Annotated in this window: 27 protein-coding genes and 1 pseudogene; 6 read left to right on the top strand and 22 right to left on the bottom strand. The window is 72.7% G+C overall.

The window, feature by feature from the left end:
• The first annotated feature begins 80 nt into the window (after positions 1 to 80).
• A complete protein-coding gene (locus AQJ91_RS16210; protein WP_159054579.1) occupies positions 81 to 1,712 on the top strand; it encodes an FAD-dependent oxidoreductase in 1,632 nt (543 codons plus the stop codon).
• 83 nt (positions 1,713 to 1,795) lie between these two features.
• Here the strand turns inward: AQJ91_RS16210 and AQJ91_RS16205 are convergent, their stop codons facing one another.
• Genes AQJ91_RS16205 through AQJ91_RS16195 form a run of 3 tightly spaced genes read right to left on the bottom strand, consistent with a single transcriptional unit; the run spans position 1,796 to position 6,416 of the window.
• Positions 1,796 to 3,367: a multicopper oxidase family protein gene (locus AQJ91_RS16205; RefSeq protein WP_067021586.1), complete on the bottom strand. Its 1,572-nt coding sequence runs from the start codon at positions 3,365 to 3,367 to the stop codon at positions 1,796 to 1,798.
• 8 nt (positions 3,368 to 3,375) lie between these two features.
• Positions 3,376 to 4,581: a M24 family metallopeptidase gene (locus AQJ91_RS16200; protein WP_079084967.1), complete on the bottom strand. Its 1,206-nt coding sequence runs from the start codon at positions 4,579 to 4,581 to the stop codon at positions 3,376 to 3,378.
• Complete coding sequence (locus AQJ91_RS16195; protein WP_067021585.1) at positions 4,578 to 6,416, bottom strand: asparagine synthetase B family protein; 1,839 nt, start codon at positions 6,414 to 6,416, stop codon at positions 4,578 to 4,580. The genes AQJ91_RS16200 and AQJ91_RS16195 overlap by 4 nt, the downstream gene beginning before the upstream one ends.
• Positions 6,417 to 6,606: 190 nt before the next feature.
• On the opposite strand from AQJ91_RS16195, the gene AQJ91_RS16190 reads away from it, so the two are divergent.
• Positions 6,607 to 8,073: an MFS transporter gene (locus AQJ91_RS16190; RefSeq protein WP_067021658.1), complete on the top strand. Its 1,467-nt coding sequence runs from the start codon at positions 6,607 to 6,609 to the stop codon at positions 8,071 to 8,073.
• Positions 8,074 to 8,151: 78 nt separating this feature from the next.
• Here AQJ91_RS16190 and AQJ91_RS16185 read toward each other — a convergent pair whose 3' ends face one another.
• The 12 genes and pseudogenes from AQJ91_RS16185 to AQJ91_RS16130 form a co-directional block, all read right to left on the bottom strand.
• On the bottom strand, positions 8,152 to 8,478 hold the full coding sequence (locus tag AQJ91_RS16185) for an antibiotic biosynthesis monooxygenase family protein (RefSeq protein WP_199847940.1): 327 nt from the start codon (positions 8,476 to 8,478) through the stop codon (positions 8,152 to 8,154).
• A pseudogene (locus AQJ91_RS16180) lies at positions 8,475 to 10,163 on the bottom strand (FAD-dependent oxidoreductase); the annotation flags it as partial. The gene AQJ91_RS16185 and the pseudogene AQJ91_RS16180, both read right to left, overlap by 4 nt.
• Complete coding sequence (locus tag AQJ91_RS16175) at positions 10,153 to 11,040, bottom strand: NAD(P)-dependent oxidoreductase (protein WP_067021583.1); 888 nt, start codon at positions 11,038 to 11,040, stop codon at positions 10,153 to 10,155. The gene AQJ91_RS16175 and the pseudogene AQJ91_RS16180, both read right to left, overlap by 11 nt.
• Before the next feature lie 76 nt (positions 11,041 to 11,116).
• On the bottom strand, positions 11,117 to 11,440 hold the full coding sequence (locus AQJ91_RS16170; protein ID WP_067021582.1) for an antibiotic biosynthesis monooxygenase family protein: 324 nt from the start codon (positions 11,438 to 11,440) through the stop codon (positions 11,117 to 11,119).
• Positions 11,430 to 11,750, bottom strand: a complete 321-nt coding sequence (locus AQJ91_RS16165) for an antibiotic biosynthesis monooxygenase family protein (RefSeq protein ID WP_067021580.1) — start codon at positions 11,748 to 11,750, stop codon at positions 11,430 to 11,432. Before AQJ91_RS16165 ends, AQJ91_RS16170 begins: the two co-directional genes overlap by 11 nt.
• On the bottom strand, positions 11,750 to 12,505 hold the full coding sequence (locus AQJ91_RS16160) for an SDR family NAD(P)-dependent oxidoreductase (RefSeq protein ID WP_067021578.1): 756 nt from the start codon (positions 12,503 to 12,505) through the stop codon (positions 11,750 to 11,752). The genes AQJ91_RS16165 and AQJ91_RS16160 overlap by 1 nt, the downstream gene beginning before the upstream one ends.
• 32 nt (positions 12,506 to 12,537) lie before the next feature.
• Positions 12,538 to 12,993, bottom strand: coding sequence for an anthrone oxygenase family protein (locus AQJ91_RS16155; protein WP_067021576.1), 456 nt, complete (start codon positions 12,991 to 12,993; stop codon positions 12,538 to 12,540).
• 9 nt (positions 12,994 to 13,002) lie between these two features.
• The gene (locus AQJ91_RS16150) at positions 13,003 to 13,467 is read right to left on the bottom strand and encodes an SRPBCC family protein (RefSeq protein ID WP_067021574.1); all 465 of its coding nucleotides are present in this window, start codon (positions 13,465 to 13,467) and stop codon (positions 13,003 to 13,005) included.
• A 32-nt stretch (positions 13,468 to 13,499) separates the two neighbouring features.
• Positions 13,500 to 14,720 carry a ketosynthase chain-length factor gene (locus AQJ91_RS16145; RefSeq protein WP_067021572.1) on the bottom strand — a complete coding sequence of 407 codons (1,221 nt, stop codon included), beginning with the start codon at positions 14,718 to 14,720 and terminating at the stop codon, positions 13,500 to 13,502.
• 2 nt (positions 14,721 to 14,722) lie between these two features.
• Positions 14,723 to 16,009 carry a beta-ketoacyl-[acyl-carrier-protein] synthase family protein gene (locus AQJ91_RS16140; protein WP_067021570.1) on the bottom strand — a complete coding sequence of 429 codons (1,287 nt, stop codon included), beginning with the start codon at positions 16,007 to 16,009 and terminating at the stop codon, positions 14,723 to 14,725.
• Entirely contained in the window at positions 16,006 to 16,443 is a 438-nt protein-coding gene (locus AQJ91_RS16135; protein WP_067021565.1) for a cupin domain-containing protein, read from the bottom strand. Before AQJ91_RS16135 ends, AQJ91_RS16140 begins: the two co-directional genes overlap by 4 nt.
• Positions 16,440 to 16,775, bottom strand: a complete 336-nt coding sequence (locus AQJ91_RS16130) for a TcmI family type II polyketide cyclase (RefSeq protein ID WP_067021563.1) — start codon at positions 16,773 to 16,775, stop codon at positions 16,440 to 16,442. Before AQJ91_RS16130 ends, AQJ91_RS16135 begins: the two co-directional genes overlap by 4 nt.
• Positions 16,776 to 16,940: 165 nt before the next feature.
• Here AQJ91_RS16130 and AQJ91_RS16125 point away from each other — a divergent pair, with 165 nt between their 5' ends.
• Positions 16,941 to 17,321 carry a SchA/CurD-like domain-containing protein gene (locus AQJ91_RS16125; protein ID WP_067021561.1) on the top strand — a complete coding sequence of 127 codons (381 nt, stop codon included), beginning with the start codon at positions 16,941 to 16,943 and terminating at the stop codon, positions 17,319 to 17,321.
• 230 nt (positions 17,322 to 17,551) lie between these two features.
• Here AQJ91_RS16125 and AQJ91_RS16120 read toward each other — a convergent pair whose 3' ends face one another.
• The 7 genes from AQJ91_RS16120 to AQJ91_RS16090 form a co-directional block, all read right to left on the bottom strand.
• Positions 17,552 to 18,004 carry an anthrone oxygenase family protein gene (locus tag AQJ91_RS16120; RefSeq protein WP_067021559.1) on the bottom strand — a complete coding sequence of 151 codons (453 nt, stop codon included), beginning with the start codon at positions 18,002 to 18,004 and terminating at the stop codon, positions 17,552 to 17,554.
• On the bottom strand, positions 18,001 to 18,390 hold the full coding sequence (locus tag AQJ91_RS16115; RefSeq protein ID WP_067021556.1) for a SchA/CurD-like domain-containing protein: 390 nt from the start codon (positions 18,388 to 18,390) through the stop codon (positions 18,001 to 18,003). The genes AQJ91_RS16120 and AQJ91_RS16115 overlap by 4 nt, the downstream gene beginning before the upstream one ends.
• Positions 18,390 to 19,133, bottom strand: a complete 744-nt coding sequence (locus AQJ91_RS16110) for an SDR family NAD(P)-dependent oxidoreductase (protein ID WP_067021554.1) — start codon at positions 19,131 to 19,133, stop codon at positions 18,390 to 18,392. Before AQJ91_RS16110 ends, AQJ91_RS16115 begins: the two co-directional genes overlap by 1 nt.
• A complete protein-coding gene (locus tag AQJ91_RS16105) occupies positions 19,130 to 19,399 on the bottom strand; it encodes an acyl carrier protein (protein WP_079084964.1) in 270 nt (89 codons plus the stop codon). The genes AQJ91_RS16110 and AQJ91_RS16105 overlap by 4 nt, the downstream gene beginning before the upstream one ends.
• Before the next feature lie 24 nt (positions 19,400 to 19,423).
• Complete coding sequence (locus AQJ91_RS16100; protein WP_067021549.1) at positions 19,424 to 20,266, bottom strand: AfsR/SARP family transcriptional regulator; 843 nt, start codon at positions 20,264 to 20,266, stop codon at positions 19,424 to 19,426.
• Between the two features lie 28 nt (positions 20,267 to 20,294).
• The gene (locus tag AQJ91_RS16095) at positions 20,295 to 21,071 is read right to left on the bottom strand and encodes a thioesterase II family protein (RefSeq protein ID WP_067021548.1); all 777 of its coding nucleotides are present in this window, start codon (positions 21,069 to 21,071) and stop codon (positions 20,295 to 20,297) included.
• A 323-nt stretch (positions 21,072 to 21,394) separates the two neighbouring features.
• On the bottom strand, positions 21,395 to 22,024 hold the full coding sequence (locus AQJ91_RS16090) for an antibiotic biosynthesis monooxygenase (protein WP_067021547.1): 630 nt from the start codon (positions 22,022 to 22,024) through the stop codon (positions 21,395 to 21,397).
• A gap of 140 nt (positions 22,025 to 22,164) precedes the next feature.
• On the opposite strand from AQJ91_RS16090, the gene AQJ91_RS16085 reads away from it, so the two are divergent.
• From AQJ91_RS16085 to AQJ91_RS16075, 3 genes are all read left to right on the top strand, one after another.
• A complete protein-coding gene (locus AQJ91_RS16085; protein ID WP_067021545.1) occupies positions 22,165 to 22,404 on the top strand; it encodes a hypothetical protein in 240 nt (79 codons plus the stop codon).
• 61 nt (positions 22,405 to 22,465) lie between these two features.
• Entirely contained in the window at positions 22,466 to 24,220 is a 1,755-nt protein-coding gene (locus AQJ91_RS16080; protein WP_067021654.1) for an acyl-CoA dehydrogenase family protein, read from the top strand.
• A gap of 115 nt (positions 24,221 to 24,335) precedes the next feature.
• Positions 24,336 to 25,136 carry a 4'-phosphopantetheinyl transferase family protein gene (locus AQJ91_RS16075; RefSeq protein ID WP_234382364.1) on the top strand — a complete coding sequence of 267 codons (801 nt, stop codon included), beginning with the start codon at positions 24,336 to 24,338 and terminating at the stop codon, positions 25,134 to 25,136.
• Positions 25,137 to 25,181: the final 45 nt, after the last annotated feature.

The raw sequence follows: 25,181 nt of genomic DNA, 5'->3' as shown, positions 1-25,181 counted from the left end.
CAGCAGCGGTGCGGACGATGCGTACGGACGGGATCCGCGCAGACCGGGTCCGGCCATCGTTACCCGAAGGGAGAGTGGCTGTGGGCAAGGAGCCCGAGGAACTTCAGGAGCGGCCCGAGGAACTGACGGACGTTCTGGTCGTGGGGGGCGGGATCACCGGACTGGCCTGTGCCCTGTTCCTGCGGCACCACGGGGTGCGGTGCGTGCTGGTGGAACGGCACGCGTCGACCTCGGTCCACCCCCGGGCGTGGGGGTGGTATCCCCGGACGCTGGAGCTGTTCCGGTCCGTCGGGGTGGAGGAGCAGGTGCTCGATGCCGCCGCGGGCTATGCGGACCACCGGCGCCAGGCGACCGTGGAGTCGCTGGCGGGCCGCGAGCTGAAGGCGGCCATGCTGCCCGAGCCGGGCGACCTGAGCGCGCTGACGCCGTCCCGGCAGATCTCGCTGGGTCAGGACCGTATGGAGCCGATCGTCCGCGAGGCCGCGTCCCGGGCCGGGGCGGTGCTGCGGTACGGGACCGAACTGACCTCCTTCGAACGGCCCGAGGGTCCCGGCGGGCCGGTCGTCGGCACGGTGAAGGACCGGGACACGGGCGAGGAACGGCGCGTGCGGGCCCGCTGGCTGGTGGCCGCGGACGGCGGCCGCAGCCCGGTGCGGGAGACCCTGGGGATCCGCCGGGTCGGCCGCGGCACGCTCCAGCACCAGGTGAGCATCCTGTTCCGCGCGGAGCTGGCGGGGCCGCTGGCCGGGCGCCGGTTCTCCATCTGCCAGATCGAGAACGACGAGCTGAGCGGCGCGGTGCTGGGCCATGACGACACGCTGCGGCGCGGCACCCTCATCCTTCAGTACCGGCCCGAACAGGGCGAGCTGCCGCAGGACTTCAGCACCGACCGCTGTGTACGGCTGGTGCGCTCGGCGATCGGTGACCCGGACGCCGAGGTGGAGATCATCGGCGTACTGCCGTGGGAGCTGGCCGCCCTGACGGCCGAACGGTTCCGGGACGGCTCGGCGTTCCTGATCGGGGACGCCGCGCACGTCATCCCGCCGATCGGCGGCTACGGCGCCAACACCGGCGTCCACGACGCGCACAACCTGGCGTGGAAGCTGGCCGCGGTGCTGCGCGGCGAGGCCGGCGAGGGGCTGCTCGACACCTACGACGCGGAGCGCAGGCCGGTCGCGGAGGCGACCGTCGAGCAGGCCCAGCTGCGGCTGCTGGTCCGCTCCGGCCGGGCCGGCGAGGAACAGCGCCGGGCCACCCTGGACGTGCTGACGGTGATGCTCGGGCACGCCTATCCGACGGCGGCCGGACCGGACGTGCGGCTGCCGCTGTTCCAGGAGCCGGCGGACCTCACCGGCGAGCCCGGCACGCGCGCGCCGCATCTGCCCGTGCGGATCCGTGGCGAGGAAAGGGAAGGTTCACTGTTGGACCTCTACGGCTCGTCGCTGGTGCTGCTCTGCAGCGAAGCCGGCCAGGGGTGGCACCAGGCCGCTGCTCAGGCGGCGCGGCTCACCGGTGTGCGGCTGCGCACGGCCGTCTTCGGGACGGAGCTGACCGACCTGTCGGAGGCGGGCTGGCAGAAGCGGTACGGGGTGAGCCCCGAGGGCGCCGTGCTGGTGCGGCCCGACGGGTTCGTCGCCTGGCGGTCGGCCGGTGTCCCGGCGGACGGTGCCGCCGCCCTGCGGGAGGCCCTGCGCCGCACGCTGGTGGTCTGAGGTGGTCTGACAGCGCGGGAAGGGGCCGCCGTTCCGGGGAACGGCGGCCCCTTGCGTTGGAGCGGAAACCCTCGCGGAATCCCTTACGACACTCGGAAGTTGGCCATCATCGCCATGTCCTCGTGCTCGAGGTTGTGGCAGTGGAAGACGAACTTGCCGGTGTGGTCGTCGAAGCGGACGAGCAGGCTGAGCTTCTCGTTGGGCATCATCCGCGCCGTGTCCTTCCAGCCGACGTCCTCGGGGTTGACCGTGGTGGAACCGCCGCGCTTGTACACCTGGAAGGGCGACAGGTGCAGGTGGATGGGGTGGTGGGTGGTGGAGGTGAACTCCCAGATCTCGGTCTCGCCGCGTTTCACGTCGGCCCAGATCCGGTCGGTGCTGAACGGGTTGCCGTTGATCTTGTAGACGTAGTGCCCGTCCTCCCGGGCCCGCGCCAGGGTGAAGGAGCGGGTGCGCACGGCCTTGGCCGGGTCGAGCCGTTCGACCGTGGAGAGGGTCGACGGGATGCTCGTGTCGTCGGCGGCCTTGGCGCCGACGACGAACTGCATGAGTTCGGCGGTCGATCCGTCGCCCAGGCTGTTCTTCAGGGTGACCTTCGTCCCGGGGGCGTACGCGCCGAAGTCGACGACCACGTCGAAGCGTTCGCCCGGCACCATGTAGAGGGAGTCCATCAGCTGCGGCCGGGCGAGCAGTCCGCCGTCGCTGCCGATCAGGGTGAAGGGCTCGCCGGCGTCCGGCTCCGGGTCCAGCTTGACGCGGTAGCGGCGGGCGTTGGAGCCGTTGACCAGCCGCAGCCGGTAACGGGCGCCCTGCACCTCCAGCTTCGGCCAGGGCACCCCGTTGACCAGGATGACGTCACCGGTCATGCCGTTGTGCGCGTCGCCGGTGACGCCGGGGGTGGTCTTCAGGGTCGGGTCGATGGACGGATAGGCCAGCGAACCGTCCGAGTTGAAGGCCCGGTCCATGATCATCACGGGGACGTCGCGGTCGCCCTTGGGCAGCGGCAGCGCGTCCTCCTCGTCGTCGTGCACCAGGTAGAGGCCGGCCAGCCCGCGCCAGACCTGCGGGCCGGTGAAGTCCATCCGGTGGTCGTGGTACCAGAGCGTGGCGGCCCGCTGCGCGTTCGGATACGTGTAGCTCCTGGTGCCCTCGGCGGTCACGCCCTCCATCGTCAGGCCGGAGCCGTGCTGGTGCGCCGCCGCCGTCCAGCCCGAGGTGGGCAGCAGCAGGTCGGTGGGGTAACCGTCGCTCGCCTCGGGCGTCTTGCCGCCGTGCAGATGCGTGACGAGGGGCACGGGCAGGTCGTTGCGGGTCCGGACGACCGCCGTGCGGCCCTTGCGGACGCTGAAGGTGGGGCCGGGGAAGGTGCCGTTGTAGCTGAAGATCTCGGTCTGCACACCGGGCAGGATCTCCGCCCTGGTGGTGTACGCCCGTACGTCGAAGTAGTCCGTGGTGCCGTCCGACGAGGCCGGCTTGATGACCGGCGGCCGTTTGAAGGCGAGGCTGAAGCGGGCCGGCAGCGGCACGTCTCCGGACTGTATGAGCCCCTCGTCGCTGCCGCCGCCGCTGTCGCAGCCGGTCGCGAGGGGTAACAGCAGGCCGGTGGAGGTGACGGTGACGGCGGTGCCGAGGAAGCGGCGTCGCGAAAGAGTCATGTGCCTTCCTAGTCGATGACGATGAGTGAGCGGTCCAGTGTGGTCAGGAGCCGGTTGCCGCCGGACGCGACGACAAAGGGGTCCTCCACATGGACGCCGCCCAGGCCGAACTCGTAGTACGGGGTTTCGGAATTGACGACGGTTCCGTCCTCGATGACGTCCGGGTTGCCGGGTGTGATCAGGACGGGTTCGTAGATCTCCGCGCCGATGCCGTGGCCGACGTGGTGCCTGCGGTAGTGCGGCACGCCGGCGCCCCGGACCGCCTCGACGGTGCGGTCGAACAGCTCGCCGCCCGTCATGCCGGGTTTGGCGGCGTCCAGGGCGGCCTGCTCGCCGGCCAGCATCGCGGCGTACACCGCGGCCAGCCGGGGCGCGGGCTGGCCGAAGCTGGCGGTGCGCGCGATGTCGGACCAGTAGCCCCGGTGGGTGCAGCCGGCGTCGAACCAGATGGAGTCGCCGCGGCGCAGCGGGGTGTCGGACGGGCGGGTCTGGCCGAGCACGCCTTCGCGGCCGAACTTGATCAGGGTGAAGCGGGGGCGCCCGCCGGCCCGGGCGACGGCGGTCTCGAACTCCCGCACCATGTCCCGCTCGGTGACGCCCTCGGCGGCGATACCCAGCGCGGCCCGGACCCCGGACTCCGCGATGGCGGCGGCCTCGGCGATCCGGCGTACCTCCGCCTCGGTCTTGACCTTGCGCACCTGCTGGAGCAGGGCGGCGGCCGGGCGTACCGCGCAGCCGGGCAGGGCCTCGCCGAGGCGTTCCAGGAAGCCGGGCGGCGCGGCGGTCTCGTCGACGCCGATCCGGGCGTTCGCCAGGCCGGCGCCGGTGAGGATCCGCACCAGGGCGCCCAGGGCGTCCGGCGCGGGCGGGTCGTCCACCCCGATCTGCTTGAACCGCTCCTCGCGCGCGGTGAGTTCGAGGCCCTCGGGCAGCTCCCGGTGGAAGGTGCCGTAGCCGACGACGCCGCTGAGCGCGGTGGTGGCGTCCAGGAACTGGTCCACGTCGCCGCGCGAGCTCGCGAAGTAAGGGGCGTCGGGACGGTCCCGGGTCACCACGGCCAGGGCGCGGCTGCTGTACGGGTGGTTCTGCCCGCCGACGCTGGCGATCCCGGTCAGCCAGAGGACGTTCTCCGCCGAGGTGGCGACCAGCGCGTCGAGGCCGGCCTCGTCCAGATGCCGGGCCAGGCGCCGGTCGCGCGACACCGTGCCGGTCACAGCGCGAGCCGCACGCGGTAGTGGTCCAGCCACAGGTTCAGCTGGAGCATCAGCTCGACGTCGGCGCGGGCCATCCGGTCCTTGGCGAGCCGCTCCGGGCTCGCCGCGACCGCGCCGGCCGCCTCCAGGTCCATGATCTGCCGCACCGGCGCGGCCGGGTCGGCGAGCACCGCCTTCATCGCCCGCTGCAGGCCGGCCGGGTAGTCGGGGTGGTGGGAGACCGGGGAGGCACTGCGGTGCCGGTTCAGCACCGACTCGGGCAGCAGGTCGGCGACGGCCGCGCGCAGGACGCCCTTCTCGATGCCGCGCCGGTTGTGCATCTCGTTCGGGATGTTGTACGCGTACTGCACCAGCTCGGGGTGGTTGATCGGGGTACGCAGCTGGAGGCCGGCCGCGGAGTAGGAGCCCGCGTCGATGCCGAAGCGCGTGTTCATGAGGTAGGCGACGCGCCGCATGTGGCGCTGCCACTCGTCCTCCTCGGGCAGGTACTCGACCTCGGCGACCCCGGTCGCGTACACGTCCCGGTAGTAGGTCTGGAAGTCGAGCGCCGCGAGCGCGTCGGCGCTGAACAGGCCGGTGCCGAAGCCGTTGGCCGCGCCGTGCTTCTGGGCGAGCGCGACCCAGGGGAAGGTGCCGGACAGCACCAGGTCCCTGTGCGTGAACCAGGTGGCGCCCTGGAAGTACTTGTCGCCGCCGTACCCGGCGAACACCACCCGGCAGCCCTCCTGCGCCGCGCGCTGCACCGTCAGGTACTGGGCGGTGTCCATGTCGTACTGGCGGGTGGGGAAGTCCTTCGACTTGAGCATCCCGATCCGCACGATCGGGTCGAGGATGTCCTCGGTCTCCAGCTCGACCACGGTGTGGTCGGCGCCGATGTGGGCGGCGACCTCGTTGGCGAACGGGGTGTCGTGCGTGCTGCGCATGACGTCTGCCTGGAACTCGCTGCTGCGGAACTCGATGGTGAAGGCGCGCAGGCTGCCGCTCTGCGAGCGGGCCATCGAGTCGGCCGCCAGGCCCGCCACGGCGGACGAGTCGGCGCCGCCGGAGAGCATCACCAGCAGCTGAGAGGGGTCCTCGGTGAGGTTCTCCTCGACGCTGCGCGCCAGGATCTCGCGGACCTTCGCGACGGTCGTGTCGTAGTCGTCGGTGTGCGGCTGGGTGCTGATGCCCCAGTACTTGGTGCGCCTGAGGCGGCCGTCGCGTCCCCAGCGGGCGATCTCGGCGGCGCCGACCCGGTCGAAGCCGGAGAAGACGCCGCCGTGCGGCAGCGCCTGGGAGACCGCCTCGCGCAGCCCGGCCGCGTCGACGACCGGGTCCACCTCGGGGTGGGCGAGCAGCACCTTGCGCTCGGAGCCGAACACCATGCCGGTGGAGGTACGGGTCCAGTACAGCGGCTGGCCCCCGAGATGGTCGCGGGCGAGGACCATCTCCTCGGCGCGGCCGTCCCAGATCGCCACCGCCCAGGCGCCGTTGAGCCGCGGCAGGAAGTCGGCGCCCCACTCCCGGTAGGCGTACGCCACCAGGGCGGCCGGCCCCTCGGCCGCGCTCACCCTGGTGCCGGCCGCGGCGAGATCGGCGCGCACCGCCTCGGTGCCGGTGGGCCAGCCGGTGACACAGGCGACGATGTCGTGCCCGCCGGCCGGCAGCACGTACGGCTGCTCCTCCGTCACCCCGTCGACACGCAGCAGCCGGACCCCGAGCGCGGCGTGCTCGCCGGTCCACACCGCCTCCCCGTCCGGTCCGCGCTGCGCCAGGGTGGCCGCCATCGCCGTGACGACCGGCCGATGCCTGCGCAGGTCCCTATCGAAGTCGATCCAGCCAACGAGCCCGGACACGGCGTCACCTCTCGTCCTACGTCTGACTACGTCTGAAGGTCACCGGCAGGATCCGTCCGGCCGCTTGAGCGTCGGTGGACTTCTCGCCACGGCTCTGCCGGCCGGTGGGTGACGCGAACGATCCTCGAGTTGTCCTCCGTGGTTCCTGCGGACAGTGGCCGCGTCGTTGTGGACCTATGAGGAGGCGTACGTGACCACTCAACCGACCGTGCCGCGGAGCTCCTGGCTCGCGCTGGGGGCGGTCCTGCTCGCGGGATTCCTGCACACCTTCGACGTGACCGTGGTGAGCATCGCGGCACCGTCGATCCAGGACGGGCTCGGCGCGTCCGACGCGGCCGTGCAGTGGCTGCTGGCCGGCTACAGCCTGGCCTTCGCGCTGCTGCTGGTCACCGCGGGCCGGCTGGGCGACGCCTACGGACGGCGGCCCCTGGTGCTGGCGGGCATCGTGGCGTTCACTCTGGCCTCGGCGCTGTGCGCCGCCGCCCCGAGCACCGGTGTGCTGGTCGCCGCCCGGGTGCTCCAGGGCCTGTCGGCGGCCCTGCTCGCCCCGCAGATCGCCCCGGTGATCATCCTGTTGTTCCCCGAGCAACGGCGCGGCGCGGCGTTCGGTGTGCAGGCGGCCGTGATCGCCGCGGCCACCTGCAGCGGCCCCGTGCTCGGCGGACTGCTCGCCCACGCCGACCTGTTCGGCCTCGGCTGGCGGGCGGTGTTCCTGGTCAATCTGCCCGTCGGCGCGCTCGCCCTGCTGATGGCCGTGTGCTGGCTGCCCGCCGAGCGGTCCGCGCGGGCGCCACGCCTCGACCTCGCCGGCGTCGCCGTGGCCACCTCCGGTCTGCTGCTGCTCCTGGTCCCACTGGTGCAGGGCCGCGAGACGGGCCGCCCGCTGCTGCTGATGCCGCTCGCGCTCGCCGGCGTCGCCGTGCTCGCCCTGCTCGCCCCGCTGCAGCGCCGGGCGGAGCGCACCGGACGCGTCCCGCTGCTCGCGCCGGACCTGTTCCGCGACCGTGCCTTCCCGGCGGGGGCCGCGGTGAACTTCCTGGTGCTGGGCGGGGTCGCCTCCTTCTTCCTGGTGTACGTCGTCCATCTCCAGGACGGGCTCGGGTTCACCGCGCGGGAGACGGGGTTCACGCTGCTGCCGTTCGCCGTGTCCGCGGCGCTCGCTTCGGGGGCGTCGGTGCCGCTGACCGGGCGGCTGGGGCGTCCCATGCTGGAGTACGGTGCGCTGCTGATGGCCACCGGCACGGGTGTGCTGCTGTGGCTGACGGTCGCGCAGGGGGGCGGGCTGCGTCCGCTGCACGTCCTGCCCGGCCTCGTGCTGTGCGGCGTCGGCATGGGCCTGCTGAGTCCACCGCTGTACAACATCACCCTGTCCGCGATGTCCCGGGGCGGCATCGGGTCGGCGAGCGGGGTGTTCTCCACGTTCGGCCAGATCGGCAACGCCTTCGGTGTGGCCCTTGTGGGCACGGTGTTCTACGGCGTCGCGAACGGCGCGGCCGGTTCCGTCACGGCCGTCGCCTGGGCCCTCGCCTGCCAACTCGCCATGTACCTGCTGGCGCTGGCCCTGCTCCGCTTCGTCCTCCCCCGCCCCGGCCGCGCCGCCGGTGCCGCACACCCCGGCCGCCGCCGCACGGTGGTCCGGGAGCGCCTGCCGCACTGACGCCCGGCCACGCGAAAGGGCGCCGGCCGCGGAGGGAACCCCCCTCGCGGCCGGCGCCCTCCGGCGCGGCCCCCGGCGTCAGGTGACGGGGACCGCGGGCTCGGTCGCCGGGGCTATCCGGTGGACCACTTCCGTGACGTGCATCGCCCCGCCCCTGCGGTACGGCTTGAGCTTCAGGCGGTGGACCACGTGCCGTGCGCTCACCTCGAAGGCGCGGAAGCGGGGTTCGTCCGTCCAGTCGGTCAGGACCCAGTACACGCCTTCCTCCTCGGTGTCCCGGACCAGGGTCTGGCCGAGGTTGTCCGGCTCCCGGGAGATGGCCTCGCCCACCTCCCGCCAGGTCCGCTCGAAGTCCCCGGCCAGCTCCGGGAAGATCTCCATCCGAAGGATCACCCTGTACGTCACCGTTCCCCGTCCCTTCCCGCTCCGTCCCGTCCGAACAGCCGCGTCAGCACCGCCCGCAGCGTGTTGCGGGCGAACACCGGCGCCTCGGCGCACCGCCAGGCGACCACGCCGTCCGGCCGTACCAGCACCGCTCCCTGCGCCGTCACCCCGTACAGCTCCGGCCACCGGTCGTCGACGTCGGTCAGCTCCGCGCCGACGCCGTACAGCGCGAGCGGCACCCCCAGTTCGTGCGAGAGCGCCCGGGCCGCCTCCCGCCAGGCGCGGTTGTCGGGGCCGGTGAGCAGCACCGGCCGGGTGCCGAACAGGTCCAGCGCGGACAGTTCGGCGCCGCCCTTGCGCAGTCGCAGATGCGGGGCCCTGCTGCCCGGCCGCCCGTCGTTCTCGGCGGACCAGACGCCGTACCCGGGCAGTACTCCCTCGTCCCAGGAGGCCACCGCCGAGGAGCGGTACCGCCAGGACAGCCACACCAGGGCGTCCTCGACGATGCCCGGGTGGACGGGCGGCCGCTCCCCCGGTTCGTCGAGGAGCCGGGGCCGGTCCCCGGAGCGGAGCGCGGCCTGCTCGACGGTGGCCTCGCAGATCGGCCGGCGCTCCTCGTCGTAGCTGTCGAGCAGCGTCTCACCGGCCCAGCCGTCGAGGACGGCGGAGAGTTTCCAGGCCAGGTTGTGCGCGTCCTGGATGCCGGTGCTGGAGCCGAAGCCGCCGCTGGGCGGCATCACGTGCGCGGCGTCGCCGACCAGGAACACCCGTCCGTCGCGGAACCGTGCCGCGGTCCGGGCCGCGCCTTCCCAGGGGGAGACGGACCGGATCCGGGGGCTGAGGCCGGCCACCCCGGTGGCGGCCCGCACCAGTTCGGCGCACCGTTCCTCGGTGAACGACTCCAGGTCCGTCTCGGCCGGGTCGTACGCGACGTGCAGCAACCAGTCGGAGGCGTTGTCCAGCGGCATCAGGGCGCCGCGCACCTGCTCGTTGAACGTGTAACAGAGCAGGAACCGGCGGCCGGCGAGCTGTTCGGTGAGGTCGGCGGCGAAGTGCACGTTGGCGTAGTGGCCGAGCACCTCTCCGGCGAAGGGGACGCCGAGCGCCTGGCGGATCCCGCTGTGCGCGCCGTCGGCCGCGACCAGGTAACGGGCCTTGAGAGTGCGCTCGGTGCCGGTGACGCCGTCCCTGACGTGCGCGGTGACCTCCTCGCCGGCCGGACCGTCCTGCTCGAAGGAGAGCAGCTCGGTACTGAACCGCAGGGCGACACCGAGCCGTTCGGCGCGGCCCCGCAGTACGTCCTCCAGCTCACCCTGGTGGCACAGACACCAGCCGGTCGGCGACAGCGGGCCCACGTCGGCGGTGACGTCCATGACGTACTTCTCGTCGAGCACTCCCAGTTCGGGGCCGGCCAGCGACTGCGCGGCGATCACTCCGGAGTTGTCCGCGAGCAGCCGGGCCGAGGGCATGGAGCGCAGCTCGTCCTCGACGCCGGCGGACCGCATCAGCTCCATGGCCCGCGGATGGACCCCGCGGGAGCGCGGGTGTCCGGAGAGTTCGGTCCGCCGCTCGATCAGCAGGCAGTCCACGCCCTGCTGGGCGAGGAAGACGGCGGTGGACAGTCCTGCGAGCCCCCCGCCGACCACCAGGACATCGGTGTTCCGGAGCGTGCTCCGGGTGGTACTCAGCACAGTGTCAGCCTCCCTGCCGGTGTTGTTGCCGCGGTTGGTGCTCGACGAGCACGGACGCGTCCTTGTCCCCGTCGCCGGCGGCCAGCACCTCGGCGAACCGCTCCCGCACCGCGCCCAGGACGGGCATCGGGGTGTGGTGTTCGGCGGCCGCCGCCATCGCGATCCGGATGTCCTTCTCCATCAGTTCGGAGCGGAAGAACGCCGGTTCGTAGGTGCGCTTGAGCATCAGGTCGGCGCGGAACCGCATCACCATGGAGCTGAAGCCGCTCGCCGAGACCACGCCGATCAGCTGGTCGCGGTCCAGGCCGGCCGCGGTGCCGTAGGCGACGGACTCGGCGAGCGCGGCGACCTGGGCGCCGAGCAGCAGGTTGAGGATCAGCTTCATGGCGGCGGCGGTGCCGGGGGCGCCCACGTGGACGACCTCGCTGCCGATGGCCTCGAGGACCGGGCGGGTCTCGTAGAGGTCCTCCGGGTCGCCGGAGACGAACACCCGCAGCTCGCCCTTGCGGGCCTGGAGCGGGTTGCCGACGACGCAGGCCTCGACCCGGCGCAGGCCCTTGTCCGCCAGCCGGGCGGCGGCCTCGCGGGCGTAGCCCGGGGACACGGTGGAGGTGTCCACGACGACGGCGCCGGGTGCCAGCACCGGGACCACCCGGCCGAACAGGATCTCCTCGACGGCCTGCTCGTCGCTGAGGCTGAGCAGGACGATCTGATGGCCCGCCGCCGCGCGCTCCGGGGCGTCGGCGAGCCGGGCGCCCGCCTCGACGAAGGGGGCGGCCTTGCGTGCGGTCCGGTTGTAGACGGTCAGCGTGTGCCCGGTGTCCAGCAGCCGCCGGGCCATGCCGCCGCCCATGTTGCCGAGGCCGATGAACGCCAACTGGCGCTTTGCCATGGTGAGTTCTCTTCTCTGTGATCTCAGGGCGTGCTTCTCGGGGCGTGCGGTGAACCAAGTACTCAGGAGTCAGGACTCAGTACGCGGCGTCCACTTCGTAGACGGCGAACGCGGCCGGGGTGCGGGTGTCGCGGAAGGGCCGGAGCGGGGCCGTGTCCGCGCGGTGGTCCGCGCCGGCCTCCCAGACCCGGAAGGCGTCCAGCGACACCCAGCGGCTCATCACGGCGAGCGCGGTCGGGTCGTGGGGGCTGCGCAGCAGCTCGTTGCCGAGCATGCCGGGCACCCCCGCGAGCCGCTCGCTCACCCGGTGGTAGGCGTCCCGGACCGCGGCGAGCTGCTCCTCGTCGTACGCGGCCTGGTACACCACGACCCGGACCTCGCCGCCGCCCTCACCGGGCACCGTCGGCCGCCCTGCCCTCGATGCGGTGCAGCACCTCCATGACGTGGAAGGTGCCGCCCTTGCGGAACGGGTGGAGGGTGGCCCGGTGTTCGAGGTGGGCCGGGCTCTCCTCGAACTCGCGGAACCGCGGCTCGTCCACCCAGTCGCTGACGATGACGTAGGTGCTGCCGGGCCCCTGCTCCCGGGCCAGCGACTGGCCCAGGTTGGCCGGGTGCCCGGTGACCGCGTCGGTCCCTGCCAGCCACGCCTTCTCGAAGTCGGCCTCCCGGCCCGGCTCGATCTCCATGCGCAGCAGCACGCGGAAGCCCATCAGGAGATCCCCCCGTCGACGCCGATGGTGTTGCCGGTGACATAGCGGGACAGGTCGCTGGCCAGCCAGAGGATGGCGCCGGCCACCTCGTCGGGGGTGCCGAGCCGGCCGAGGGCGGTCTTGGCGCCGTAGCGCTCGGACATCAGCTTTCGCTGCTCCTCGGGCATGGCGTGGAAGTTCTCGGTCTCGATGACGCCGAGCGCGACGACGTTGAAGCGGATGCCCTGGGGGCCGAACTCCTTGGCGAGCGACCGGTTCAGGCCGACCAGCGCGGCCTTGGTGGTGGTGTAGTGGGCGCGCAGCGGGATGCCGGCGTCGACGGCGCGGGAGCCGATGGACACCACCGAGGAGCCCGCGCCGAGCAGCGGCAGGGCGTGCTGGATGACGAGGTGGGCGCCGGTGACGTTGGTGGCGAGGATGCGCTGCCACTCCTCCAGCGGCAGCTCGGCGTACGGGATGTGGCTGATCGCGCCGGCGTTGTTGACCAGCAGGTCGAGGCGGTCGCCGTGCAGTTCGCGCACCTTGGCGAGCAGCGCGGCGATCTCCTCGGGCTGGGAGAGGTCGGCGCGCAGCACATGGTGGTCGCCGCCGGTCTCCTTCAGCTCCCGCTCCAGGGAGGCGACGTACTCGCTGTCGCGCTGGTAGCAGGTGACGACGTCGACACCGGCGCGGGCGAGCGCCAGCACGACGCCCCGGCCGACACCTCGGGTGCCGCCGGTGACCAGGGCCTTCTTGCCCTTGAGGCCGAGATCCATGGGGTTCCTCCGTGAGTCGTGAAAGAGGCGGGTCAGAGCAGGAAGCCGAGCGCGGCGCAGTTGGCGACGAGCGCCGCGACGGTGAGCAGGCTGCGCCGGCGGTTCCAGGTGCCCCACGTGTGTCGGGGGTCCCGGAAGTCGTCCGGCAGGTTGTCCGGGTCGATGGTCCGCATCCACCGGTTGACCGGGGCGTTCTTGGTGACCGAGATCAGCGCGGTGGCCGCGGCGAGCACCCCGGCCACCGCGAACAGCGTCCGGGCCGCGGGCTCGGACGCGCCCACCGCGAGCACCGCGTCCAGGGCGACGGTGCCGACCAGACAGATCGGCATCGCCGGGTCGTAGCGCTGTCCGAAGAACGCGTGGGCGTGCACGTAGCGGTCGGTGGGCAGCGAGGCGAGATAGGGGAAGCCGCCCAGCTGGGTGCCGAAGAGGACCCCGGCGGCCAGGCCGTTGCACAGCAGGAGCAGGGGGGCGAGATAGTTCAGCACCGGTGCTCCTCAGCGGACGAGGGCCCGGGCCGCGGCCTCGACGCGCTCCTTGATGAGCGCCATCTGCACCTTGGTGTTGACGTTGAGGTGCTCGGTCATCGCGTCGTCGGTCGCGGGGGCCTGGGGCTTCATGTGGAAGTCCTGGACCCAGCGCATGCGCACTCCGCCGCCGGGCTCCTCGGTGTACTCCCAGTAGATGTTCATGAACTCGAAGGGGCCGGTCTCCACGCGCTCGGCGCGCACCGTGCGGGTGGTGGCGTCGCCGGTCCGCTTCGAGACCCAGCTCCAGACGTTGCCGTCCTCGTCGGGGTGCATGGTGAGGCGGAAGACGACCGTGTCGCCGTCCCGCTCCAGCACCTCGGCCGAGGCGTACTCGCTGAACAGGTGGGGCCAGTTGGGGACGTCGTTGGTGATCTCCCAGACCACGTCCATGGGCGCGTCGATGACGATGTGGTTGTCGGTGTGTCCAGCCATGGGAACTCCTCGATAGCCGTACGGACTGGGGGTCAGCGGCCCATCACCAGGGCCGACGTGAAGCCGCCGTGACCGCGCGCCAGCACCAGGGCGTGGCGCAGCGGCAGTTCCCGCGGGGCGCCGGTGACCAGGTCGATGCCAAGGCCCGGGGCGAGGTCGCGGATGTGGGCGGTGTGCGGGATGACGCCCTCGCGCAGGGCGAGCAGCGCGGTGGCCACGTCGAGCGGGGCGCCGCCGCCGTAGAGCCGCCCGGTGAGTGTCTTCGGCGCGGTGACCGGGACGCCGCCCGGCCCGAAGACGGCGGTGATGGCGTCGGCCTCGTCGCGGTCGTCGGTCGGCACGCCGGAGCCGTCGGCGAAGACGACGTCGATGTCGGAGGGTGCGAGTCCGGCGTCGGCGAGGGCCTGCTCCGCGGTGCGGCGCAGGGCGCGCGGCCGGCCGGAGCCGGGTGCCGGGTCGAAGCCGGCGGCGTAGCCCAGCACCCGGCCGTAGCCGGTGCCGGCGCCGCGCTCCCCGGCCGCCTCGGCGCTCTCCAGGACGAGGATCGCCCCGCCCTCGCCGGGCAGATGGCCGGACGCCTCGGCGTCGAAGGGCAGGTAGGCCCGCTCCGGGTCCTGGACGGTGGACAGCCTGCCCGTGCTGAGCTGGGCGGTCAGGCCGTACGGGCACAGCGAGGCGTCGGTGCCGCCGGTGACGACCAGCCGGGAGCCGCGCCGGACCAGCCGCCTGGCCTGGCCGATGGCGTCGAGTCCGCCGGCCTGCTCGCAGGCCAGCACCCCGCACGGGCCGCGCATCTTGTGCCGGATGGAGAGCTGGCCGGTGGTGGCCGCGTAGAACCAGGCGATGGACTGGTAGGCGCCCACCCAGCTGGGCTCGTTCCGGTAGAGCGCGGTCATCTCCTTCTGCCCGAACTCGGTGCCGCCGGAGGACGAGGAGGTCACGACGGCCATCTCGTACTCGGGTACGGCGGTGAGGTCGGCGCCGGAGTCGGCCAGCGCGGCCTCGCCGGCGGCCAGCGCGAGGTGCGTCCAGTGGTCGGTCTGCGCGATCAGCCGGCTCGGCACGTTCTCGGCGGCGGTGAAGCCGGGCACCTGGCCGGCGTGCCGCACCGGGTACGTGGCCGGGTCGAAGCGCTCGATGCGGGCGATGCCCGACTTTCCGGCCAGCACCGAGGACCAGTGGGCCTCGACACCGATGCCGGTGGGCGCGCAGATCCCCAGTCCGGTGATGACGGGAGCGGTCGGTGCGCTCATGGTCAGTCCCCCCTTCCCGCGGCGGCCGCGGCGGTGCCGGGCCGGGCGAGCACCATCGCGCTCTGGAAACCGCCGAAGCCGCTGCCGACGGAGAGCACCGCGTCCATGGCGTGCTCCCGGGCGGTGACCGGTACGTAGTCCAGGTCGCAGAGCGGGTCCTTGGTCTTCAGGTTCGCGGTGGGCGGCACGACCTGGCGGTCCAGGGCCAGGGCGCAGGCGGCCACCTCGATGGAGCCGATCGCGCCCAGCGAGTGCCCGATCATCGACTTGATGGAGCTGACCGGGATGTCGTAGGCGTGCTGCCCCAGGCTGCGCTTGAACGCGGCCGTCTCGTGGCGGTCGTTCTGCTTGGTGCCGGAGCCGTGCGCGTTGATGTAGTCGAGGGCGGTCGGGTCGAGCCTGGCCTGGTCCAGCGCGACGCCGATGGCCTGGGCCATCTCCCGCCCGTCCGGCTTCAGCCCGGTCATGTGGTACGCGTTGCTGCGCCCGGCGAACCCGGCGATCTCGGCGTAGATCCGGGCCCCCCGGGCAAGCGCCGCTTCCCTCTCCTCCACGACCATCACGGCGGCGCCCTCACCGAGCACGAAGCCGTCGCGCTGCCCGTCGAAGGGCCGCGAGGCGTGCTCCGGGTCGGCGTTGTTCGGGGTGGTCGCCTTGATCGCGTCGAAACAGGCGGAGGTGATGGGTGAGATGGGTGCGTCGGTGGCACCCGTGATCACCACGTCGGCCGAGCCCTCCTCGATGAGCTGCACGGCGTGTCCGACGGAGTCCAGGCCCGAGGTGCAGCCCGTGGAGACCAGCGCGACCGGTCCCTCGGCGCCGGTCTCCCAGGCCACCTCGACGGCCAGGGTGGACGGCACCATGTAGCCGTACAGGTGCGGTACGCCGTACTCGTGGTCGACCAGCCACTTCCGGCCGCTGTCGGAGAGGGTGACGTACTCCTCCTCCAGGCCCATGGTGCAGCCGACGGCGCTGCCGAGGGAGACGGCGATCCGCTCGGGGGCGAGGGCGGCGGTGTCGAGGCCGCTGTCCGCCACCGCCTCCCGGGCGGAGACCACGGCGAACTGGGCGGCTCGGTCCATCCGCCGGACCTGGCGAGGTGTCAATCCACTGGCGGCCGGATCGAAGTCGACCTCGGCGGCGACCTGCGAGCGGAACGCCGCCGGGTCGAACAGCGAGATCCGCCGGGTCGCCGTACGGCCCTCGGACAGCGTCCGCCAGAAGGCCTCCCGGCCGACGCCGCCCGGTACGACGGCGCCGATACCGGTGATGACGGCACGTCGGGTCACCGGGCACCGCCGACGTCCGGGTTGGCCTGCTCGGGACGCTGCGCCTGCTCGGTGTCGACGTGGCCGAGCTCGGGGCGCGGCGCGAGCGGCGACAGGTGGAAGGCGCAACGGGCGGTGATGTCACCGGTGTTGACGAGCCGGTGCCGCACCCCGATCGGCACCAGCAGCGAGTCGCCGGCGCCCAGCGTCACGACGTCCCGCCCGTCCAGCGTCATCTCCAGCGTGCCGTCGATGACGTGGATGAACTCCTCGGAGTACGGGTGGTAGTGCTCGGTCACCCAGTCGCCCGGCTCCAGGGTCATGACGCCGCCGAAGCCCGAGGCGCAGCCGACCGTCTTGGGGCTGAGGGTGACGCGGATGTCGCCGCCGCGCTTGGTGTTGGCCTCGACCTCGTCGGCGGCCACCTTCACGGTGCGGGTGATGGCGGTGGTCACTGGATCCGCCCTCCGTCCTTGGTCCAGATGTAGAAGGGGTCGGCCATCGCGTCCTTGGGCTCTTTCCAGTCCGGGTCGTAGGGCTCCACGCACTGGGCGAGCCGGGTGTTGATGTCGTCGTAGAGGGGGTGGCTGCGGGCGCGGTAGAGGTTCGCGTTGATGTCCTCGTCGGCCTCCACGAGGTGGAAGTACAGGCCGTGGAACGTGAAGAGCGTGCGGCGGCTGACGCCGATCATGTGCGGCAGGTCGCTCGAGTCGGACTCCTCGAAGATCCTCGCGATGTCGTCGGTCTTGTCCGGCCGGAGCTTGGCGACGATCAGGGTGCGGTGCACGTGGTCCCTCCCAACGGTTCGGTGGTCGCGAGGGAACGTCGCACCGCGGTCTGGAGACCCGCTCGAACTCCCCTCCAGCGAGCGGACTTCGAGCGGGCCCCGAGCCGGGACGGCTGTGCTGCCCCGGACGACCGTCACGACCCCGGAGCACTGGAGGCCACCGACATGCCGTTCGCAGCGGTCACGTACGACATCAAGCCTGGCTACGAGAGGGAACTCACCGAGATCTTCGGCAACTTCAGGCGCGTGAAGAGCAGCCGCGTGGCGGACGACACGGGTGAACAGGCCGGCACGATCCTGTCCACCGCGGTGTTCCTGCGCGGCGACACGCTGGTCCGGGTCATCGAGTACACCGGCGATCTGGAGGCGGTGGCCCGGCACATGGCGATGCAGCCGGGCGTACGCGAGGTGGAACAGAAACTGAAGCCGTACCTGACGAAGCCGCGCGACACGGACACGGTGGAGGGCTTCACGGCCACGTTCCGTCGCAGCCTGCTCACCACGATCGCCCAGATCTCGGCCCGGGACCTCCCGACCCCGGCATGACCCACCCCAAGGGCGCGGGTACGGCCATCCCCCCGTACCCGCGCCCTACGCCTGCCCAACCGCACCACACGGGGCTCCGCTCACGGCGTCGCGGGACACCACCCGGGCTTGGTCCGGGAACGAACGGGCCCACGCCCGGCGGCCTCACCGGGTGAGGGGTGACCCCACGTGCCGAGGCCGCAGCCCGGAGCAGGTCAGGGCGTGCGGCCTCGGGTCGGGGAAATGGATGGTCACATCGTCGTTACCGCCGTCGCGTTGACCGCCAGGGCCAGTACGGCCAGGGCCGTGCGGAGGTAGTGGAAGCGGCGCCACAGGGGGCGGGGGTCCTGCCAGTCCGTGGGGATGACCGCCGGGTCGGTGATCGCCTTGACCCGGCGGTTGATCGGGACGTTGCACAGGTGGGACACGCCGGACACGGCCAGCAGCAGCACTGCGGCCGTGGCGAAGAGCACGCGTCCCGTGCCGGGGACGGCCACCGCCAGCGCGACGTCCAGCAGTGTGCTGCTCAGCACGATGACCGGCATCGTGGGGTCCCAGTTCCGGCCGAGCAGCTGATGCGCGTACACATACGTACCGGTCTCCATCGCGAAGAGCGCGGGCAGCACGCTCAGCGCGACGGCGAACAGCACTCCGGCGGTGACGCCGCTGCCGACCAGGGCCGCGGCACCCAGCACCTCGGTCATGACGCCGCGGCCTCCGCGGGGTGGGTGTCCACGGTCAGCTGCGCGACCCGGCGCATGGTGGCGTTGCGGAAGTACGCGGCGAACGCCTGCGGCGAACTGGTGTCCCGCGGCTCGGCGAGGAACGGAGCCAGCCGGGCCTCCGCACTGTGCACGCCCTGCTGCGCCGCCATGTGCCGCCCGATCGCCGCGAAGTCACCCTCGTAGTGGATGACCCGCACCACGACGTCGTCCTTGACGAACACCGCCGTACCGAGCAGCCGCCCGGCCGACGCCCCGCCCTCGCCCGCGAAGTCCGGGGTGTCGACCCGCTGGAAGTCAGCGAAGATCTGGGCTATCTCGTCCTCGTGACCGGGCTTGACCCGGTAGGTGATCGCTGCGTAGGGCATCAGATTCCTCCGTCGACTTCGATGGTTGTCCCGGTGACGTACGCGGCCGACTCCCCCGAGAGGAACAGCACCGCCCCCGCCACGTCCTCCGGCCGGCCCAGCCGGCCCAGCGCGGTGAGCGCGGCGAGCTTCGCCGCCACCGGGGGCGGCGGCCCGCCCCCCGGCTCGGTCTCGGTCACGCCGGGAGCGACCAGGTTGACCCGGACGCCACGCGGTCCGAGTTCCTTGGCCAACGCCCGGGTGAACCCGATCAACGCGGCCTTGGACGCGCTGTAGTGCACGCCGAACGGCCGCCCCCGCAGCGCCACGGACGCGCCGACGTTGACCACCGACGCCCCGTCGGCCAGCGCCCCGAGCAGCGACTGGGTCACCAGATAGGCGGACGTGGTGTTGTGGTCGGTCACCCGGCGCCACTCGGTGTCGGTCAGCTCGGCGAACGGCATGTGCCCGTCGACGCCGAGGTTGTTGACCAGGACGTCCAGACCGCCCGCGCCGAACCGGTCGACGACCGCCCGCGCGAGCGTCTCGGCACCCTGCCGGGTGGTCAGGTCGGCCTGCACGGTCTCGGCCTCGGCGCCCAGCGCGTCCAGCTCGGCCGCCAGGCTCTTCGCCGCCTCGCCGTCATGGCCGTAGGAGACGACGAGCCGGGCGCCGGCCCGGGCGAAGGCGAGTGCCGTCGCCCGGCCGATGCCCTTGGTCCCGCCGGTCACCACCACGCGCTGCCGCACGGCCGAAGCCGTCACCGGACCGCCCCGGCGCGCGGCGCGACGCTGATCATCTGCAGCAGCATCCGCGGGGTCTCGGCCTCCGCGACGGCGTCGTCGTCCAGCACGATGCCGTACTTCCGGTTGATCACGCTCGTCACCTGGAGCAGGGCCAGTGAGTCGTAGCCGAACTCCAGGAACGGCGTGTCGAGGGCCTCCTCGCCTTCGAGGGCCATGCCCTCCTCCGGGGCACCGACGCATTCGAGCAGCAGCTCGCCGAGTTCGGACAGGGTCATGTCGCTCACGATGCTTCCTCTCACTTCCTTGGGTCAGTTGGCCCTCGCCAGCAGCGGGCCGGCGGAGCGCGCCGCGGTGTCCAGTTCGAGCTGCGGCGAGGAGTCGAGCACCGCCCGGTGCAGATGCTCGACGCTGGGGGAGGGATCGAGTCCGAGGCTCTGGTTCAGGCAGTGGCGCAACTGCCGGTAGACGGCCAGCGCGTCGCTGCGGCGCCCGACCCGGTACAGCGCGAGCATCAGCTGCTCGTGCATCGCCTCGTGCAGGGGATGCCGGGCGGCGAGCCCGGAGAGCTCACCGATGAGCTCATGGTGGCGGCCCAGCCTCAGGTCTGCCTCGATCCGCCGCTGAAGGACGCTCATCCGCGACTCGTCGAGCCGGGTCGCCTCCACCTCGAGCAGCGGCCCGCACTGGACGTCGGCGAGCGCACGCCCGTGCCACAGGGACAGCGCCCGGCCGAAGTACGAGGAGGCGCCGGCCCAGTCGCCCCGGTCCAGCGCCCGGTGCCCGGCCGAGGACAGCGCGTCGAACTCGTGGGCGTCCAGCAGCCCGCCGTGGACGTCGAGCCGGTAGCCGCCGGGTTCGGTGACGAGCACGCTCTTGGCGCCGTTCGGCAGGCAGGCGCCTTCGCCGGCGCCGTCCTCGCCGAACGCGGCCGCGATGGCGTTGCGGATCTGCAGGATGTACGTCTGCAGCGTGGTCTGCACACTGCGCGGTGGGCTCTCGCCCCAGACCTCCTCGACCAGCGAGGCCACCGAGACGACCTGGCCCGCCTGCAGGGCGAGCAGCGCGAAGACCTTGCGCGGTTTGACGGCGGTGAGGTGCACGGGCACCCCGGACAGGGTGGCCCGGAACGGGCCGAGCACGCTGATGTCCATGCGCGGGATCTCCTTAGGGATACGTGGGTCAGCCGGCCTGGTACGACGCCGCGTCGGGCCGCGCCGCCCCGGATCGCAGCGACTCCCCCACCGCGCGGGGCAGGTCCCGGCCGCGGACGAAGAAGTGCGTGCCGAGGACGGGCCGGAACCGGAAACGGCCGGTGGTGCAGTGCTCCCAGGCGCGGACCTCGGTGGCGGAGACCAGCGGGTCGGCCTCTCCCCCGTACGCGTCGAGGGAGCAGGGCAGCGCGGTCACGGGCGTGGCGCGCAGGCTCTGCGCGAGGGTCAGGTCGGCCCGCAGGGTGGCGAGGATGTCGCGGAGCCGGCCGAGCCGACTGCGCAGCGGTGCGGGAATGCTGTCCAGGCCGCCGAGGGACAGGATCAGCTCCTCGTCGGGCAGTTCGGGTCTGAGCAGGGCGTCCAGCAGCGGTGCGGGAAGCTGCGGCGCGGAACACGCGCCGACCGCCAGCAGCTCCGGCGGCCGCTGCCCGGCGCTGACGCGGTGCTGGGCGAACCGGTAGGCGGCCAGCGCCCCCAGGCTGTGCCCGTAGAACGCGTACGGCTCGTCCAGCAGCGGGCCGAGATCGCTCTCCAGCTCCGCCACCAGCTCGGCCCCGTCGGTGATCCGGGCCTCCTTGCGCCGGGACTCCCGGCCGGGCAGCCGCACCGGCAGGACGGCCACGTCCGGACCGACGCGTTGCTGCCATCCGGCGTAGGTCATGGCGCCTCCGCCGGCGTGGTGGAAGCAGAACAGCCGGATCCCGTTTCCGCGGGTCGACGGCCGGACCGCGAGAGAGCGCTGCACCCGGATCCCCCCTTCCTGTCGCACCTTTTCGGTCAGATGCGCGATCCGAGCGTCACCGCAGGGCCTCGGTCACCGCTCAACTGGCGCTGGAGCGGGGGTTGGGCGGGGTGGTGGGTCCTGGTCGGTGCCGGGTGTGGGGGCGCCGGGGAGGCCAGGACCTCGGGCCAGAGAGGCGCTCGATGCCAGGCCGGGCGCGGGCCGGGTGTCAGGCGTCCCTGTGTCGGCTGCCCCGTCCGTGCGCACGCCCCTGTGGCGCACGGGTGGGGCATTCCCATGCCCCACCCACAGAGCCGGGGCCAGAACCCGAGAATCTCAGCAGTTTTCTAGCCGATGGGGCGGGCCGGGTCCTCGGTGATGTGGGCCGTGGCTGCCAGTTTTGTGCGGCGGTCCTGGTAGGCCTCGCTCTGGCGTACCCGGTCGCAGGTCGTCGCGTCCCGCCACCACAGGAGGCCCGTGTAGGCGTACGGGTCGGCCACCGAGCGCAGCAGGTCGCTGCCGCCGAAGCCCTCCTCGCTCACGCACTGGCCCACCAGGGAGCCGAAGTCCAGCTCGAAGCGCTCGGGTTCGCCCGTCACCGCCGCGCGGATGAAGATCAGTCGGGCGGCGTCGGACGGAGTGTTGCGCAAGGGCATTCGGCCCACGCTGACCAGGAGTTCGGCCGTTGGGGAGGGGAGGGCCGCGGGGGGCGGCGGGTTGTGGTGGACCACTCGCAGGAGGTCGTCCAGGCCCGTCCAGCGGTCCAGGTGGACGTACGCGCCGGGGCGGTCGGTCAGGGCCGCCGTCACCCGGGAGACGAAGCCCTTGCGGGACTCCCGGTGGCGGGCGTACCCGAGGAGTTCGCGTTCGAACACCGCCGGCGCGGACGTGGTCGTGAAGCGCTCGAGAACGCTCAGCTCTCGGTTCCGATAGGGCTGGGACACCGGCCGGCCCTCCTCCTGGTCCTCGGCGTGCACGCCTCCCCGCATCCGACCACAGCGCGCTCGAGTCCCGCTCGAGGCCGGACACGGCGCCGTACGCGCGAGAGTTCCTCGAGGCTCCACCGAGCCCCTGCCGCGATCGTGGCCTCTCCCGATGTCAGAAGGGACGGCACGACATGCCCGCAACAGAAAGCAGCGGCAGCACCGTCGCCCGAGTCGTACTCGAGCGTCTGCTGCGGCCGGTATGGAACGCACTGGTGGCCTACGGAGCCATGTGGCTGCCCGCCGACCAGAACCCGCTCTGGGCCCAGTACCGGTACGACACCGCACCCGATCCACGCCCGGCCGGACCGGCGTGCGCAGCCGGTGGAAGCGACGTGACCGATTCTGGCCGCAAGACCTTGAGCGCGTCTTGAGCCGTGCCGGTCGAGCCGGCGCTCGCAGGGGTCGGGACGAGGACGGAGGGACGCCGTGACCATGGGCGCGAACGCGGCGGCGAACGCGGTGGACTCCTCGGAAGCCGCCGTACAGGAACGCATCGCCCGGCTCGAGCACGACTTCGGAGACCTCGACGATCCGGGCAACCCGCTGGGCGCACAGCAGTTTCTCGCCGCCGACGCACAGCAGCGGCTGCTGCCGGCCGCCGAGCGGCTGCTGGACGCCTTCGGGCTGAACGCCGAGTTCGTGCCCAGGGAACTCGGTGGCCGGCTCGACCGCCTGGACGCGCTCGGCCGAGTGCTGCGCGCCGTGTTCCGACGCGACGCGGCACTCGGCCTCGGCTACGGACTGACCTCGTACCTGGCGGCCGTCGTCGTCTGGGCGCACGGCACCCCGGGGCAGCAGCGGGAGACCGCCGAACTGCTGCTCGCCGGCGGCCGGATGGCCTGCGTCTATCCCGAGCCGCCGCAGGGCAACGACTTCCTGCGCAACCGGCTCACCGCGGTCCCGGACGGCGACGTCCATCTGCTCAGCGGCAGCAAGGAGGCGCTCAACAACGCCGCCCGCGCCGGTGCGCTGGTGGTGTTCGCGGAGACACCGGACGGCCTGAGCGCCTTCCTCGCGCCGGGACCGGCGCACCCCGACGGCCGGGGCCTGGGGCTGCTGCCCCGGCGCCGGACCGTCGGCGTGCGCGGCTGCACCATCCAGGGCCTGGTGTTCGACGGCCACCGGCTGGACGCCGGGCGGCTGATCGGACCGGCGGGCGGCGGCGCGCGCCTCGCCGAGCACGTCTTCCCGCTCACCCGCGGCGTCGGCCTGTCGATGGCGCTGGGCTGCGCCGACACCGCGCTGCGCACCACCATCGCCTTCGCCCGCTCGCACCGTTCCCGCAGCCCGGCCTCGCTGCACTCCGCCCGTACCCGTACCGCGCTGGTGAACGCCTTCGCCGACCTGCTGGTGTGCGACTGCCTGTCGCTGGTCGCCACCCGGGCGGCGCATCTGCTGCCCCGGGAGAGCCGGACGCTGGGCGCCGTCGCGAAGTACCTGCTGCCGACCGTCCTCAACGAGACGATGGACGACCTGTCGATCGTGCTCGGCGCCGAGGCGTACGCCACCAGCGGCAGCTACGGCATCTTCCAGAAGACCGCCCGCGACCTGCCGATGATCGGCCTCGGCAGCGCGGGCGCCTCGGCCAGCCGGGCCGTGATCGTCGCCCAGCTGCTGCGGCTGCCCGCGCTCGCCTCCCACGACGCCGGCGCGGAACGCGGGGCACGCGGAGAGCACAACCCGCTGTTCCGGCCGTTCGACGCCGGACTGCCGCCCGGCCGGCTCCCGGACGACACGCTCGCCGCCGACCGCGACTCGCTGCTCGGCTCCCTCGAGGAGTCGGCGCGGCGCCTCGACGGCGAGGCGGCCGGCGAGTTCCGAGGCCCGCTGACGGAGGCGGGCGCGGTCCTCGTGGAACAGCTGCGTGCCCTGCGTGAGAGCTGCGCCGACCTCGCCGCACGGCCCGCCGGCCGCCCCGTGAGCCCCCGCGCCTACGCACTGGCCGACCGCTACGCCCTGCTCGTCGCCGGGGCCGCCTGCCTCGGCGTCTGGCTGCACCGTCCGCCCGGCGGCTTCCTGGCCGACCCGGCCTGGGCGGCGACGGTGCTCACCCGGATCGCCGGGCGGCTCGACAAGTCGGCGGTTCGCTCCCATCCGTCCGGTGCGGATCGGCTGCTCGCCGAGTTGTTGCATCGGTTTGATGATGCCCGGAGCTATGACCTGTACGCGACGGCGATTGGACGCTAGGCGGGCAGGTTTTCGACCGCGGGCCGGTGGGGGCTTGTCGCGCCCACGCGGCGGAGCCGCAGATTGATACAGCCCCGCGCCCCTACGGGGCGCTCACAAGGAGGTATGACGCCGCATGTACACCTCAGAAATGCGGCCGCTGCGGCAGCGCGGACCCCGGCATTCCTGGCAGCCGGTGCGTCGTGCGGTGGCCGCGCGGGGGACCTGCGTGGTCTACGCGGACGTCGACGACTGGCTGCCGCCGGACCTGGACGCGGTCCGGCTGGCCGCCGATCTCGGGCCGGACCACGGGCGGCTGGAGCGGATGCCCGTGTCCCGGAACCGGGACCGGTTCGTCGCCTCCCGGCTGCTGCTGAAGTCCGCGGCGAGTGCCGTGCTCGGCACCCTGCCCCGGGAGCTGGAGCTGGCGTACAAGCCGGGCGGGCGGCCGTATCTGCGCGGTATCGACCAGCTGGACGTCAGCCTCAGCCACACCGACGGGCTGCTGGTGGTGGGCCTGACCCGGTTCGGCCGGATCGGCGTGGACACCGAGCAGGCCGACCGCCGGATGCTGGAACTGGGCACCGAGCTCAGGGTGTGCACCCCGCACGAGCTCGAGGCGCTCGAGCGCGTGCCCCTGCGGCGGCGCAACCGCGAGCTGGTGCGGCTGTGGACGCTCAAGGAGGCGTACAGCAAGGCGATCGGCCAGGGACTGCGGTTCCGGTTCACCGAGTTCGGCTTCGGACCGCGCGACGAGCGGGTCCGCATGCTGCGCCCCGACGGCACGCCGGGCACCGGGCAGGAGTGGTCCTTTCACAGCTGGCTGGTCGAGGACGCCTACACCGTCAGCGCCGCCGTCTACGACCCCGGGTTCGGCGACCGGCCGGACTCCGGCGGCGGGCTGCCCCTGCTCCCGGTGCTCTCCGACCGTTCCTAGGGACTGAGCGGGAGTGAGTCCTGTTGCCAGGACTCATGCTCAGCC

Origin of the sequence: Streptomyces dysideae, assembly GCF_001514305.1 — a bacterium.
GTDB lineage: Bacteria > Actinomycetota > Actinomycetes > Streptomycetales > Streptomycetaceae > Streptomyces > Streptomyces dysideae.
The sequence above is the reverse complement of the archived record's forward strand: the minus strand, read 5'-3'. Positions and strand labels throughout refer to the sequence as shown.

Bases quoted from the DNA above. Each gene is read 5' to 3' on its own strand.
- AQJ91_RS16205 (WP_067021586.1), bottom strand. From the start codon at position 3,367: ATGACTCTTTCGCGACGCCGCTTCCTCGGCACCGCCGTCACCGTCACC.
- AQJ91_RS16175 (WP_067021583.1), bottom strand. From the start codon at position 11,040: ATGGCAAAGCGCCAGTTGGCGTTCATCGGCCTCGGCAACATGGGCGGC.
- AQJ91_RS16165 (WP_067021580.1), bottom strand. From the start codon at position 11,750: ATGGGCTTCCGCGTGCTGCTGCGCATGGAGATCGAGCCGGGCCGGGAG.
- AQJ91_RS16160 (WP_067021578.1), bottom strand. From the start codon at position 12,505: ATGGATCTCGGCCTCAAGGGCAAGAAGGCCCTGGTCACCGGCGGCACC.
- AQJ91_RS16150 (WP_067021574.1), bottom strand. From the start codon at position 13,467: ATGGCTGGACACACCGACAACCACATCGTCATCGACGCGCCCATGGAC.
- AQJ91_RS16145 (WP_067021572.1), bottom strand. From the start codon at position 14,720: ATGAGCGCACCGACCGCTCCCGTCATCACCGGACTGGGGATCTGCGCG.
- AQJ91_RS16125 (WP_067021561.1), top strand. From the start codon at position 16,941: ATGCCGTTCGCAGCGGTCACGTACGACATCAAGCCTGGCTACGAGAGG.
- AQJ91_RS16120 (WP_067021559.1), bottom strand. From the start codon at position 18,004: ATGACCGAGGTGCTGGGTGCCGCGGCCCTGGTCGGCAGCGGCGTCACC.
- AQJ91_RS16115 (WP_067021556.1), bottom strand. From the start codon at position 18,390: ATGCCCTACGCAGCGATCACCTACCGGGTCAAGCCCGGTCACGAGGAC.
- AQJ91_RS16100 (WP_067021549.1), bottom strand. From the start codon at position 20,266: ATGGACATCAGCGTGCTCGGCCCGTTCCGGGCCACCCTGTCCGGGGTG.
- AQJ91_RS16085 (WP_067021545.1), top strand. From the start codon at position 22,165: ATGCCCGCAACAGAAAGCAGCGGCAGCACCGTCGCCCGAGTCGTACTC.
- AQJ91_RS16080 (WP_067021654.1), top strand. From the start codon at position 22,466: ATGGGCGCGAACGCGGCGGCGAACGCGGTGGACTCCTCGGAAGCCGCC.
- AQJ91_RS16075 (WP_234382364.1), top strand. From the start codon at position 24,336: ATGTACACCTCAGAAATGCGGCCGCTGCGGCAGCGCGGACCCCGGCAT.